The following is a 13,535-nucleotide window of genomic DNA, read 5'->3' as shown; positions in this document are numbered from 1 at the left end:
GTTATACCTAAAGCCACTAGAAAGCCATAAACGATGCTAATACAGCTGAGGTTTGAGATATAACGAATAGACAGATTAACCATCATGGCATTATTGCGCTAGTACTAATCTTAAGTTATTAACAAAACCGTACAGAGAGGAGAAATTATCAGAAAAAGTTGTGATGATGGGTGGTTCAATAGGCAATAAAAAGCCATTTCGCTTTTGCAAAATGGCCACCAATAAGATTGAACAGAAAATTAGTTAATTTCTTTTACTTCCACACGTAATTCTTTTGGCACTTCAAACACAATATTTTCTTCGCGGCCTTCTAATTCAACCACAGAATCAGCACCAAGTTCCTTTAATCTATCAATAACTTGTTGAACTAAAATATCAGGAGCCGATGCTCCAGCGGTTAAACCGATAATTTCTTTATCTGCTAACCATTCAGTTTTAATATCTTCTGCACCATCAATTAAATACGCAGGCTTTTGCATTCTTGAAGCAAGTTCTGCTAAGCGATTTGAGTTTGAGGAGTTTTTAGAACCAACAACAAGGACAATATCTGCGCGCTCTGCGAGCTCTCTCGCGGCTTCTTGTCGGTTTGTCGTTGCATAACAGATATCATCTTTACGTGGTCCTACAATGCTCGGGAAACGGGCCGTTAGAGCATCAATTACATCAGAGGTATCATCAACTGAAAGTGTTGTTTGCGTCATAAAGCGTAGATTATTTTCATCTTTAACTTTTAGCTTCCAAACATCTTCAGGACTTTCGACAAGGTACATTCCCCCCTCTGGGTTGCTATATTGTCCCATAGTTCCTTCTACTTCAGGATGGCCTGCATGACCAATCAGTATAGCTTCTTTCCCTTTTCTACTTGCTCTAGCGACTTCCATATGAACTTTAGTCACCAATGGGCAAGTTGCATCAAATAACATGGTTAAATCGCGTGAGCGTGCTTCTTGGCGAATAGCTTGAGAAACCCCATGAGCTGAAAATATCAGAATTGAACCATCAGGAACTTCAGCGATTTCCTCAATAAAGATAGCGCCACGTTGACGTAAATCATCAACAACATAACGGTTGTGAACCACTTCATGTCGAACATAAATTGGCGCGCCATATAATTCCAATGCTCTTTCTACAATACTAATTGCGCGATCTACACCTGCACAGAATCCACGAGGATTAGCCATTAATATTTGCATTTTGACTCTCCAATTGCGGGTCGACTTCTAGTACTTCAATATCAAAACTGATTTGCTGCTCTGCGAGAGGATGATTAAAATCAACGGTAATTGACTCACCTTCAATTGATTTTACAACTCCGGGCATTTCACTACCATTCATGGCCGAAAATAACATAATAGTGCCAATTTCAGGTATACCTGTTTCAATAAAATCACGTAATGAGAAATATTGAACTAAATCAGGATTATGCTTCCCAAAAACAGCATCACCAGGTAATGAAAAGCTTTTCTTTTCCCCTTCATTGAGCCCTAAAAGCTGGGTTTCAAGTTCAGGAGATAAAGAATCATTCCCTAAGACAAACAACGCAGGCTTTCCTTGTGCGTGTGAAGAATCTGCTGTCGAGCCATCTTCCAATTTCAGAGTGAAATGCAGTAGAACAGAGCTCTGCGCCTGTATTTGAGTAGACATAAATCAAACCTATTTTCTGTCATAAAAATCAGCCCGGTATCATCCGGGCTGTGAGTAATCATGTTATAACCTATTGTCTTTTATCGCATTCGGTTATTTAGCTTACTTTACGTTATCCTGCTTGGCCGTGCTCTGTTTAGTTTTATCTCTATCAGGCAAAAAGCCTTCAATGATAACTAAACCAGCACCGATACAAATTGCCATATCAGCAAGGTTAAAAGTAGGGTAATGCCAGTTGCCGACGTAAAAATCAAGATAATCGACAACAAAACCATGCACTAAACGATCACATAGGTTACCAATTGCGCCACCAATAATTAGTGCATAAGCAATGTTTGTTAGGCGTTTTTGTGCACTTTGACGATACATCATCACCATTAAGATGATAGAGATACCAATCGCAATACCTGCAAAGAACCAACGTTGCCAGCCCCCTTCATTAGCGAGGAAACTAAATGCGGCACCAAAATTTTGGGCATACATCAAGTTAAAAAATGGCGTAATCGGATGTGGTTCGTATAAATTAAGGTCACTCAAAACGAGTTGTTTAATACCTAAATCCGCAACGATAATCACAATGGTTAACCATAACCAACGCAAACCGGTAGAACAAATAGGTGTCTTCATTAAGCAAACTTACGTACTTCGCCGTCACCGGCTACGTTAGTCGCACAACGGCCACATAACTCTGGCTGATCAGCGACAGAACCAATATCGCTAGCATAGTGCCAGCAACGAGGACATTTATCACCAGCTGCTTTACTAAAGGCAATTTTCAAACCGTCTAGTTCACTGTCTTGCGCGTCCGTTGGCGCAGTTGCAATATCTGCAACAACCGCTTGAGATGTCAGTAAAACAAAGCGCAGCTCATCACCTAAACTATTAAGCTTTTCAGTCAACTCTTTATCTGCATACAGTGTAACTGCTGCCTCTAACGACCCGCCAATTTGTTTATCTGTGCGTGCTTGTTCCAATACTTTATTAACTTCACTACGGATAACTAATAGTTCAGCCCAGAAGCTATCATTCATTTCTTCTGATGCATCTAAACCGAATAATTTGTCATACCATTCTTCAGTTAATACAAATTGTGAACGTTTACCCGGTAATTCATTCCAAATCTCATCTGAAGTAAATGAAAGTACAGGTGCAACCCAACGAACAAGAGCTTCAATGATATGGTATAACGCAGTTTGACAGCTACGGCGCGCGAGGCTATCACCTTTCGCTGTATACTGGCGATCTTTAATGATGTCCAGATAGAAAGAACCCATTTCAATAGAGCAAAAATGCATTAAACGTTGAATAACAGAGAGGAAATCGCAGGCTTCATACGCTTTCGTGATCTCTTTTTGTGCTTCTAATGCACGACCCACCGCCCATCTATCTAAAACCACCATGTCTTCTGCCTTCACCATATCGGTTTCAGGATTAAAGCCATTTAGATTAGCTAAGAAGAATCGTGCAGTATTACGAATACGACGATAAGAGTCGGCTGCACGTTTCAAGATTTCATCAGAAACAGCAATTTCGCCAGTATAGTCTGTCGATGCGACCCATAAGCGTAGGATATCTGCGCCTAGCTTATTCATTACATCTTGCGGGCTAACAGTATTGCCTAATGACTTGGACATTTTACGACCTTGACCATCAACGGTAAAACCGTGGGTCAATACTTGGCGATAAGGCGCTTTACCTTTCATCGCAGTCGATAACATCAGTGAAGACATAAACCAGCCACGGTGCTGATCTGAACCTTCTAGGTACATATCAGCAGAATTACCATGAAACTCTGGACGAGCGTCTACGACAGCAAAATGTGTTGAACCAGAGTCAAACCAAACATCCAGCGTATCTGGCACTTTACGATACGTTTCAGCGTCATCACCTAATAGCTCAGCCGCGTCGAGATCCCACCATGCTTGAATGCCATCAACTTCGACACGTTTAGCGACTTCTTCCATCAACTCTAAAGTACGAGGATGTAACTCTTCCGTCTCTTTATGGACAAACAACGACATTGGAGTACCCCAAGTACGTTGACGAGAGATACACCAGTCTGGGCGGTTTTCAACCATTGATTCAATACGTGCGCGACCCCAACCTGGGATCCATTGAACCATATCAATTTCTTTCAGTGATTGCTCACGTAAGCCGTTTTTATCCATGCCAATGAACCATTGTGGTGTTGCACGGAAAATAACTGGCGTTTTATGGCGCCAACAGCACGGATAGCTGTGGGAAATCGCTTGCTTAAACAGCAAAGCTCCCTTTTCATTTAATAGCTCGACAATCACGTCATTAGCTTTAAATACAAAGAGGCCATCAAGGGTCGGATAGGTGTCAGGTAAAAAACAACCATTTGGTCCGACTGGATTCGCAGTTTCCAAACCGTATTTTTGACCAACCACGTAGTCTTCTGGACCGTGGCCCGGTGCTGTATGAACAGCCCCTGTACCTGCATCTAAAGTAACGTGGTCACCTAAAATCGCAGGGATATCAAAGCCCATAAATGGGTGTTGGAAACGTAATAATTCAAGAGCGCTACCCCCACATTCACCGAGAACAGTCCATGATGTAGTACCGACCGTTTTCATGACGTCTTCGATAAGATCAGTCGCAAGGATCAGTAACTCATCATTCGCTTCAATCAAACTATATTGAAATGCAGGATTTAATGAAATTGCGCGGTTAGCAGGCAAAGTCCAAGGCGTTGTAGTCCAAATAACCAACGACGGTACTTTATCAGTCATTACGCCAAATTTTTCACATACCGCTTTGCTATCTACCGCAGGGAAGCGAACATAAATAGATGGGGATGTTTTATCGTAATATTCAACTTCCGCTTCAGCCAATGAAGAGCCACAAGCTGTACACCAATGAACAGGCTTAGCACCTTTAATAAGATGACCATTCGCAATGGTTTTAGCCAATGCTCGGATGATATGAGCTTCTGTTTTAAAATCCATGGTCAGGTAAGGTTTATCCCACTCGCCTAACACACCTAAGCGCATAAAGTCCGCTTTTTGCCCTTCAATTTGCTCTTTAGCATATTGGCGGCACTGTGCACGAAATTCAGCGGCGGAGACTTTTTCTCCTGGTTTACCAACGATTTGTTCAACTTTATGTTCAATCGGTAAGCCATGGCAATCCCAACCTGGGATGTATGGGGAATCAAATCCCGCTAGCCCTTTGGATTTAATAATAATATCTTTGAGAATTTTGTTAACTGAGTGACCAATATGAATACTACCGTTAGCATATGGAGGGCCATCATGCAGAATAAAGGTTTTTTTGCCCAATTTTGCTTTACGGATTGCCTGATACAAGTTTTCTTTGTACCAGCGTTCTAACATCTGTGGTTCGCGTTTGGCGAGATCGCCACGCATTGGGAACCCGGTTTCTGGTAGATTCAGGGTATTTTTATAGTCACTCATCGATTCTCAGTTCCAATTTTCCGCTAAATTATTTGATTCCTATTGCACAGAGGTATTCTCTTGCTGCAATGACATCATTAGCAATTTGCTCCTTCAGCGCTTCCAACGAAGCAAACCGCTGCTCATCACGTAATTTTTTACGTAGCACTACATCAATATGACGCCCATATAAATCAAGGCTGGCATCAATCAGATGTACTTCTAACTGTGTTCCTTTTCCAGAAACTGTCGGTCGTGTGCCGATATTCGCCACACCCGGTAGAGGGTTATCACCTAAACCGTGAACCTCTACAGCATACACACCTGTGACTGGTGTGACTAAACGTTTTAATGGTAGGTTTGCTGTCGGAAAACCTATAGTTCGCCCAAGCTGATTACCATGTACAACACGCCCACTAATCCGATAAGGATGACCCAGTAAACTTTCCGCTAATGCGAGGTCATTTTCTTGAATCGCTTTGCGTATTGCCGTACTGCTTATACGTAGCCCTGAATCGCAAAAGCTTTCAGTATTTGCCACTTCAAAGCCAAATTGCTCACCCGCTTGCTGTAGGAAAGTAAAATCGCCCATCCGATTTTTTCCAAAACGGAAATCATCGCCAATCGCAAGGTATTTTACGCCTAGTTTATTAACCAATAAGTCCGACACAAACTCATTTGGTGTTAGCGAAGCAAAATGCTGATTAAATTCAACACATAACAGATAATCAACACCACTATCTGCAAGGTATTTTACTTTATCTCGTAGACGTGTCAGTCGAGCAGGTGCTTTATCTCCAATAAAGAATTCAAGAGGCTGTGGCTCAAAAATCATCACAACAGTGGGTAGCCCCAACTGCGCACTCTTCAACTTCAAATTTTGAAGCAATACCTGGTGACCTCGATGGACACCATCAAAATTACCAATAGTCAGTACGCAACCACGATGGTGCGCCCGGATATTTTGTATACCGCGAATTAGCTCCATAACAGGCTCAATACCGAGGAAATTGCAGGATTATACCCTGTACGACGCATAAGGTTAACCTAAGTTCGTAAAAGGTTTCATTAAACCCTATTTTTTTGATCTCCACACTATTTACCAACAGATTTTACCTCGATTGTAAACAGTTATGCTACTCAAACTCATCTAATATTACCTGATAGTATACGGATCTCAAAAATGTTGGGATAACCAATGGATTATCAATACAACAAATTTACGCTGAGGTCTCTAAAAATATTAATTTTTTCTTTTTTTCTTACTGTGGCTATTTACTAAATACATTATCTGTTTATGATTCATGCAATAAATGTATTGTTTTCATACAGCCACCGCATAAATACTGAGGCTATCTCGCTAGAAAATATTTTTTATCTAAAATGTTTTCCATTTTCTGCAAACAATTGCGCTTTTTTTCACGCTAAGATCTGTATTCTTCTTGTCTTTACTGATAGAATCTTGCACCATTCACAGCGATATAAATATCGAAGTACACGATGTTTATTTGCACAAATCCATTGACAAATGAAGGCCGAGAGGGCATATTCCTCGACCTTTGAATTGTCCTCAGTAGAATACATTTGGGAGTTGGAACTTGGCTAATATCAAATCAGCTAAGAAACGTGCCATTCAATCAGAGAAACGTCGCCAGCATAACGCTAGCCGTCGCTCTATGGTACGTACTTTTATCAAGAAAGTTTACGTAGCTATCGCTGCTGGCGATAAAGAAGCTGCTCAGAAAGCATTCAATGACATGCAACCTATTGTTGATCGCCATGCTACTAAAGGCCTGATCCACAAAAATAAAGCAGCACGTCATAAAGCTAACTTAGTTGCTCAAATCAAAGCAATGTAATATCGCTTCTTGATTAGCTAAAAAAACCGGCTTCTGCCGGTTTTTTTGTCTGCTAAATTTTTTGTTCTAAGTTATCGAATGGTGCTGAAAATAAATCAGAAAAATCTTTATTACAGACGCGTTGTACTGCTGGATGTTGAATCATTCTCTCAGCAAAAATAACATAATACTCTTCTTTTACACTATCTAATCGCCCAATCTCTTGCACTTCATTATCTGCAAAAATATCGAGAGCATATAAAGATGGCGCCACAAATATTGCATTATGGTACATGCCAAATGCTTTCATCAGTGCTGCATCATCAAATTCCCCTAACACTTCAACTTGTAAATTTTTATTACGTATCCAGGTTAATAAATGACGCCCTAACATTGAACGACGGCCCGGGATCAATAAGCGGCGCTCTTCAAGACATTCTGGAAATGGTTTTTTAGGTACGGGCTGTCGACAAAAAAAGCTTACGCTACACTCTCCTAATTTAACCGAGAATAGCCCTTCTTGTTGCGATGAATCCACAGGACAATCCGATAAAATCATATCCAATTTGTGCTGACTAAGCTGCTCAAGTAATAATTCATGCGTTGATTCAAAACAACGTAAATGAATTTGTTCATGCTCGACAACAGCTGTTTCTAATACTCGACTAACTAAACGTTTAGATAATGCGTCAGCAACACCAACATCAAATAAAAGATTTGATTCTCGACTGTAGTTAACGATATCTAACATTTCCTGACTAAGCATAAACATTTTATCTGCATAGCGAAAAATGAGTTGCCCAAGCTCTGAAGGCACTAAACCTCGCCCTTGGCGTTTAAATAACTTACCGCCTAAGCGCTCTTCAAGTGCTTTAATTTGCCCTGTAATCGTCTGAGGAGTCAGATAAAGTGCTTCAGCTGCTCCGACAACAGAACCTTCTTTACACACATGCCAAAAGTAGTAAAGGTGATTATAATTAAGATGTGAAACCCGCATATCGATTCCTTTTGTATCACCAATAACCAGTATAACAACTATTGACCATACGATTTTACCTGCGCTCCTTTTTTCAGGAGTGATATTTAAAAACCCGCAGTATGCAAAACACATACTGCGGGTACATCATAGTCGATTAGTTCGGAAATTCTTACTAATAAATTCTGTAAAAATACTAATTTTACAACTAATTACTCTCTATTTTGTTTCGGTAACACTACCCTTAACATGAAATATCCTAAAAAGGCAGCCACAGTCGAACCAATTAAAATCCCCAGTCTTGAGTAGGTACTATACACTTCATCAAGTCCATCGAATGCGAGGCCTGTTATAAAAATAGACATAGTAAAACCGATCCCACACAGTACCGAAACAGCAAAAACTTGTTTCAGGTTAATTGATGCTGGTAATTTTGCCAACCCAAGTTTTATCGAAACCCAACTAAACAAAAAGATCCCAATTGGTTTACCTAACAAAAGACCTGCGGCAACACCTAATGGTAATGGGCTCATTAAACCGTCTAAAGTTATCCCATTTAACGATACCCCTGAGTTTGCAAAAGCAAAAATAGGTAAAATTAAATAAACAACCCACGGATGTAATACATGCTCTAGCTCTTCAGATGGCTTAGTATCATTAGTGCCACGTAATGGAATTAAGAAACCAACGATAACCCCCGCTAAAGTTGCATGAACGCCTGATTTAAGAATACATACCCATAATATTAATCCAATAACCAAATATGCTGCTGTATTTTCAACTCGTCGCCAGTTCATTGCACACAGTGCTGCAATACATAACGCCGCAAGCCCAAGAGCGATAACCGATACAGAGCTTGTATAGAAAAAGGCGATAATGACAATAACACCAAGGTCATCAATAATTGCTAGTGCTAATAAGAATACTTTAAGCTCTGTTGGTACACGTTTACCTAATAACGCCATCACGCCCAATGCAAATGCAATATCCGTTGCCGCAGGAATTGCCCACCCCTGCTTTGTTATCTCATCTGCCCCATTAAATAATAGGTAAATCAAAGCTGGTGCAATCATGCCACCCAGTGCAGCAACTGCTGGAAATATAGCTTTATCACGCCCTGCTAACGATCCTTCCAATAACTCTCGTTTAACTTCAAGACCAACAACAAGGAAAAAAATTGCCATTAGGAAGTCATTAATCCAGAGAATCAATGGCTTATCCAAACCAAAAGTGGATATTTTGATCGATACAGGTATATCTAAAAATTGCTGATAAGCCCCTTGAAGTGGCGAGTTAGCCATCATCAATGCGACTATGGCAGCAATAATCAGGAGTAACCCTCCTGCTGCTTCTAACCTTAAAAACTTACGAATAATTGCTGTCATATATTTAACCTCAAAATATTTTTGATATGTTAATAATATGCTAATTATCAATTCGTAAAAAGTCGTTTATTTATCCATAATAATTCGTTATTTTCGATTTATTCGTGTTAAAGATCACTAGAAATGATAACAATTAGTTAATTTTACTATAGACAAATTTTGTAAAAATAAACAATAAATTAATTATTTTAATATTATTGCGATTTAAGCCATTTATTATTCTGACTTCTCATTAAAAATACACGGTTAAGTGAGTTTGTAACCATAAACGATTTTAAATCTACATACCGTTTCGCAAAACTTTTCGATTCCAAGCACTATCTCCGAATAATGCTGCCAAGCGCTTCACAAAACAATGAGGATCAGCAATACTAACCTCACCGTTTAGCAATACATTTTTATTATGACTACTTATGTTTTACTTGCTGTTCTAGTCGCCGCACTTTGTCATGCAAGTTGGAATGCCTTAGTTAAATTTGGTAATGACCGGTTTTTTGGTTTAGTCATGATTTCATTTTTTGCAGGGATCTTAACTATTCCAGCCTTGTTTTGGTTCGGACTTCCCTCCCCTAATGCTATCCGTTGGCTTATTTTGTCGGTCATTTTTCATATTGGTTATACCTATTTTTTAAGTCAGGCCTATACCCATGGTGACTTAAGCCAGATTTACCCCATTTCAAGGGGTTCAGCACCTTTAATTACGGCAATACTCAGTGCAGTCCTTTTTAATGATCTTATCTCTTTCATGGGCTTAATTGGTATTCTATTAATTATTTCTGGGGTAGTTATCATTGCTTTTGCAGGAAAAAAGTTCACTTTAAATATCAAAGGAAAAGCATTAGTTTTTGCCTTATGCACTGCATTTTTTACCGCCTGCTATACCCTATCTGATGGGTATGGTTCAAGAGCCAGTGAAGATCCTATCGTCTATACCCTTTGGCTATTCCTGTTAAATGGTATCGTATTAATGGTTCCTGGAATCATAAAATACCGCAATACACTCTTTCAAGGTATACAGCAATATTGGCGTTCAGGATTATTTGGTGGATTGATGCAGCTATTAAGCTATGGCATCGTCATATGGGCAATGAGCCAAGCTCCTATCGTCATTGTGGCTGCAATTAGAGAAACTAGCGTTTTATTTGCGATGTTTTTATCTATTGTGTTTTTGAAAGAGAAATTCAACCTAATGCGTGTAACAGCCTGCGTAATTATTCTATTTGGCGTACTATTAGCCAAGCTAAGCACTTGATAAATAAAAAGGATTAAGAGATTCCCTAATCCTCTAAATTATGGTTATAAAACTATTTTTTTATAGATATCAGAAATATCATTACAAATAGTATTCATATGGATAGCACCGTGGATCATGCCTGACAAGAGGTGGAAATCAACATTAACACCAGCCTCTAATAAGCGCTCTTTATAACGTTCCCCATCACCACGAACAGGGTCATATTCACAAACAAAAATAGTTGCGGCAGGCAAACCTACTAAAGATGAAGCCATTAATGGATTTGCAAGTTCATTCAAACGTTCGGCAGGATCAGTAAGATACTGATTCCAGCAATATTCCATCGTAGCCGCAGTAAGGTCGTAACCTTCCCCATAAATTTGATAAGACTCACTGCTCATCAAAGCATCCAAAGCTGGATAAAAGAGTAGCTGATGACTAATCGTCATGTCCGGCACTTGCCTTGCTAATAAACAAGCCGCTGCTGCTAAATTTGCCCCTGCACTATCACCAGCAACAGATATTCGTTGCTTATCAATATTAAGCAAATTCGCATTTTTATAAATATAAGTAAGTGCAGTAAAATAATCAGTCAATGGAACTGGAAATTTAAATTCAGGGGATAAACGATAATCCACTGAAAAAACAACCTGCTGTGTTGATTCAGCCAATAATCGACATGTTCTATCCCAAGCAGATAAACTCCCTAAGCACCAACCACCACCATGAGCTAAAACCAATGCTGGTCGTAATTTATCCTGTTCTAACCCATAAGGACTATATGTACGCACTTCGATTTGCGCTTGATCCTCAGTGGTCACTAAAAATGAGTTTTGATAGCAATCATCCATTTGGATGCCTTGCTGTTCAATAATATCTTGATCAACATTTATTCTTAATTGTTCAAGACTATTTGCTGGCTGATTTAGCTCTCTCAAACTCAACCAATTCGCAATCTCAGTCCGTAATGCCATGTTATTCACCTTGCTGTAGAAAATTAATGATGAGTGCATTAAATTCTTTTGGCTGTTCTTCCATAATAAAATGCCCGCAGTCTGCCACTATTGCGCTAGTCAAGTTTGATGCGACTTTCTTCATGGTTTCATAAGGCGCATCTTTAGTTGCATGTTCTGCACCAATCGCCAATACGGGAATAGTTAAGGGTTGTTGCTCTCGTATTATGTTCTGCCGAATTGTTTCTGGGATTGAACGATAATAATTGAAGCCTGCGCTTAATCTTCCCGGTACACGATAGCTTTGAACATAAATTTCGGCTGCAACCTTGTCACGATGCCACGACCATTTATCAAAAATATAATTCAAATAGATATCTTCACGTCCGGTAATAAGCGCTTCAGGCAAATCTGCCACTTGATTGAACATGAAGTGCCATAAAAAAATGTTCTCATTTGGTGCAACAAAAACAGGAGGAGACGGCGCAAGACCAGGGATCACCGCTTCCGTCACCACTAAACGAGAAACGTTTTCGGAATAATCAGTAGCGAGTGCATAAGCAACCCACATACCAATATCATGTCCAATGACCGGATAATCTGTATGACCCAATGAGTCCATTAACTTTGCTAATAATCCAGCAATCCGGCCTGTGTCATAACTTCCTGTTAATGAAGCTGAATATCCAGTTCCCGGCGGGTCGATAGCAATAGCTTGATAACCGTTTTCAGCCAATGCTTCCATTACATTTCGCCATGCATACCATGTCTGTGGCCAACCGGGGAGCAACAGTACAGCAGGACCTTCACCTAAAGTTACATAATGTAATTTATTGCCTTCAATCACTGTATAATGGTGCTCAACAGCATTCAAAAAATACCCATTTGTAGTAATATCTAGCATCATTGTTTGCTCCCTCTTGGTGTTATTCCTAATAATTCATTCAACTGAGACTGGCTCACAGGTGCCGCAGCAAAATCATCAAAAACCTTATCTGTGACACGAATAATATGTTGCTTGATAAATTCAGCACCTTCACTCGCCCCATCATCTTTATTTTTTAAACAACATTCCCACTCTAAAGATGCCCATCCCTGATAACCATTTTGGGTTAATTTAGAAAAAATCGTTGTAAAATCAACTTGCCCATCTCCTGTTGAGCGAAAACGTCCTGCTCTATCAGCCCAGTTTTGATAGCCACCATACATACCTTGACGGCCTGTAGGATTAAATTCCGCATCTTTGACATGGAACATACGAATAAAATCTTTATAGATATCTAAATATTCAACATAATTAAGCTGTTGCAAGATAAAATGGCTTGGATCAAATAGAATTTTGCAGCGAGGATGATTTCCAGTTCGCGCATAAAACATTTCAAAGCTGATCCCATCATGCAGGTCTTCACCCGGATGAATTTCATAGCATAAATTGATATTGTGTTCCTCACAGGCATCTAGAATTGGCATCCAACGACGCGCTAATTCATCAAATGCCGTTTCTACTAATCCTGCTGGCCGCTGTGGAAATGGAAATACATATGGCCAAGCCAGTGCACCCGAAAAAGTGCCCATATCGGTCAAACCTAAGCGTGCAGAAGCTTTTATTGAGGCTAGTAATTGTTGGTGAGCCCACTCACCTCTTGCAACGGTATTACCACGTAATTCAGGTGGTGCGAAACTATCGCATAGCGCATCATAAGCAGGATGTACCGCCATTAATTGTCCAAAAATATGCGTCGTCAACTCACTAATAACCAAGCCATGTCGATTTAAAATAGCTTGAATCTCATCACAATAATCTTGGCTTTCTGCGGCTTTATTTACATTAAACAAGCGGCTATCCCATGCGGGTAGCTGTACTGCTTTAAACCCATTATCGGACGCCCATTGCGCAATATTTTCTAAGCTATTGAAAGGAAAAACATCATCACTAAATTGTGCTAAATGAATACTTGGGCCTTTAATTGTTTGCATCTTAATTACTCTATTGTTTGTCGATCGACAAACAATAGAGATCTTGTATAATAAACACAACTCTTTTTTTAAAAAAATTTGATGAGTACTGACTATTTTCAATCAATATGAT

Annotated in this window: 12 protein-coding genes; 2 read left to right on the top strand and 10 right to left on the bottom strand. The window is 39.7% G+C overall.

Features of this window, described 5'->3' with window-relative positions; all coding sequences use genetic code 11:
- Window positions 1–239 precede the first annotated feature (239 nt).
- The 5 genes from ispH to ribF all read right to left on the bottom strand — a co-directional run bounded on the left by ispH (window position 240) and on the right by ribF (window position 6,048).
- Window positions 240–1,193, bottom strand: coding sequence for a 4-hydroxy-3-methylbut-2-enyl diphosphate reductase (gene ispH / locus AAZR93_RS18895; RefSeq protein ID WP_294108328.1), 954 nt, complete (start codon window positions 1,191–1,193; stop codon window positions 240–242).
- Window positions 1,174–1,644, bottom strand: coding sequence for an FKBP-type peptidyl-prolyl cis-trans isomerase (fkpB, locus tag AAZR93_RS18890; protein WP_294108326.1), 471 nt, complete (start codon window positions 1,642–1,644; stop codon window positions 1,174–1,176). Before fkpB ends, ispH begins: the two co-directional genes overlap by 20 nt.
- A gap of 102 nt (window positions 1,645–1,746) precedes the next feature.
- Complete coding sequence (lspA, locus tag AAZR93_RS18885) at window positions 1,747–2,271, bottom strand: signal peptidase II (RefSeq protein WP_294108324.1); 525 nt, start codon at window positions 2,269–2,271, stop codon at window positions 1,747–1,749.
- A complete protein-coding gene (gene ileS / locus AAZR93_RS18880; protein WP_434720735.1) occupies window positions 2,271–5,081 on the bottom strand; it encodes an isoleucine--tRNA ligase in 2,811 nt (936 codons plus the stop codon). Before ileS ends, lspA begins: the two co-directional genes overlap by 1 nt.
- Before the next feature lie 28 nt (window positions 5,082–5,109).
- Window positions 5,110–6,048 carry a bifunctional riboflavin kinase/FAD synthetase gene (ribF, locus tag AAZR93_RS18875; protein WP_434720734.1) on the bottom strand — a complete coding sequence of 313 codons (939 nt, stop codon included), beginning with the start codon at window positions 6,046–6,048 and terminating at the stop codon, window positions 5,110–5,112.
- Window positions 6,049–6,658: 610 nt separating this feature from the next.
- Between ribF and rpsT the strand changes: the two genes are divergently transcribed.
- A complete protein-coding gene (rpsT, locus tag AAZR93_RS18870) occupies window positions 6,659–6,919 on the top strand; it encodes a 30S ribosomal protein S20 (RefSeq protein WP_294108320.1) in 261 nt (86 codons plus the stop codon).
- A gap of 52 nt (window positions 6,920–6,971) precedes the next feature.
- On the opposite strand, the gene nhaR is transcribed toward rpsT, so the two are convergent.
- Both nhaR and nhaA read right to left on the bottom strand, forming a co-directional pair.
- Entirely contained in the window at window positions 6,972–7,895 is a 924-nt protein-coding gene (nhaR, locus tag AAZR93_RS18865) for a transcriptional activator NhaR (protein ID WP_294108319.1), read from the bottom strand.
- A gap of 191 nt (window positions 7,896–8,086) precedes the next feature.
- A complete protein-coding gene (gene nhaA, locus AAZR93_RS18860) occupies window positions 8,087–9,259 on the bottom strand; it encodes a Na+/H+ antiporter NhaA (RefSeq protein ID WP_294108317.1) in 1,173 nt (390 codons plus the stop codon).
- Window positions 9,260–9,662: 403 nt separating this feature from the next.
- On the opposite strand from nhaA, the gene AAZR93_RS18855 reads away from it, so the two are divergent.
- Window positions 9,663–10,511 carry an EamA family transporter gene (locus AAZR93_RS18855; protein ID WP_434720733.1) on the top strand — a complete coding sequence of 283 codons (849 nt, stop codon included), beginning with the start codon at window positions 9,663–9,665 and terminating at the stop codon, window positions 10,509–10,511.
- A 44-nt stretch (window positions 10,512–10,555) separates the two neighbouring features.
- Here AAZR93_RS18855 and AAZR93_RS18850 read toward each other — a convergent pair whose 3' ends face one another.
- Genes AAZR93_RS18850 through AAZR93_RS18840 form a run of 3 tightly spaced genes read right to left on the bottom strand, consistent with a single transcriptional unit; the run spans window position 10,556 to window position 13,423 of the window.
- Window positions 10,556–11,467, bottom strand: a complete 912-nt coding sequence (locus AAZR93_RS18850) for an alpha/beta hydrolase (protein WP_434720732.1) — start codon at window positions 11,465–11,467, stop codon at window positions 10,556–10,558.
- A gap of 1 nt (window position 11,468) precedes the next feature.
- The gene (locus tag AAZR93_RS18845) at window positions 11,469–12,353 is read right to left on the bottom strand and encodes an alpha/beta fold hydrolase (protein ID WP_434720731.1); all 885 of its coding nucleotides are present in this window, start codon (window positions 12,351–12,353) and stop codon (window positions 11,469–11,471) included.
- Window positions 12,350–13,423, bottom strand: coding sequence for a sugar phosphate isomerase/epimerase family protein (locus AAZR93_RS18840; protein WP_336430897.1), 1,074 nt, complete (start codon window positions 13,421–13,423; stop codon window positions 12,350–12,352). The genes AAZR93_RS18845 and AAZR93_RS18840 overlap by 4 nt, the downstream gene beginning before the upstream one ends.
- Window positions 13,424–13,535: the final 112 nt, after the last annotated feature.

This window comes from Providencia sp. Je.9.19 (assembly GCF_051129765.1).
GTDB lineage: Bacteria > Pseudomonadota > Gammaproteobacteria > Enterobacterales > Enterobacteriaceae > Providencia.
Note: the sequence above shows the minus strand (reverse complement) of the source record. Positions and strands in the feature narration are given on the sequence as shown.

Excerpts from the sequence above, each read along its gene's own strand:
- ispH (WP_294108328.1), bottom strand. The coding sequence starts at position 1,193 with ATGCAAATATTAATGGCTAATCCTCGTGGATTCTGTGCAGGTGTAGAT.
- fkpB (WP_294108326.1), bottom strand. The coding sequence starts at position 1,644 with ATGTCTACTCAAATACAGGCGCAGAGCTCTGTTCTACTGCATTTCACT.
- lspA (WP_294108324.1), bottom strand. The coding sequence starts at position 2,271 with ATGAAGACACCTATTTGTTCTACCGGTTTGCGTTGGTTATGGTTAACC.
- ileS (WP_434720735.1), bottom strand. The coding sequence starts at position 5,081 with ATGAGTGACTATAAAAATACCCTGAATCTACCAGAAACCGGGTTCCCA.
- ribF (WP_434720734.1), bottom strand. The coding sequence starts at position 6,048 with ATGGAGCTAATTCGCGGTATACAAAATATCCGGGCGCACCATCGTGGT.
- nhaR (WP_294108319.1), bottom strand. The coding sequence starts at position 7,895 with ATGCGGGTTTCACATCTTAATTATAATCACCTTTACTACTTTTGGCAT.
- nhaA (WP_294108317.1), bottom strand. The coding sequence starts at position 9,259 with ATGACAGCAATTATTCGTAAGTTTTTAAGGTTAGAAGCAGCAGGAGGG.
- AAZR93_RS18855 (WP_434720733.1), top strand. The coding sequence starts at position 9,663 with ATGACTACTTATGTTTTACTTGCTGTTCTAGTCGCCGCACTTTGTCAT.
- AAZR93_RS18850 (WP_434720732.1), bottom strand. The coding sequence starts at position 11,467 with ATGGCATTACGGACTGAGATTGCGAATTGGTTGAGTTTGAGAGAGCTA.
- AAZR93_RS18845 (WP_434720731.1), bottom strand. The coding sequence starts at position 12,353 with ATGATGCTAGATATTACTACAAATGGGTATTTTTTGAATGCTGTTGAG.
- AAZR93_RS18840 (WP_336430897.1), bottom strand. The coding sequence starts at position 13,423 with ATGCAAACAATTAAAGGCCCAAGTATTCATTTAGCACAATTTAGTGAT.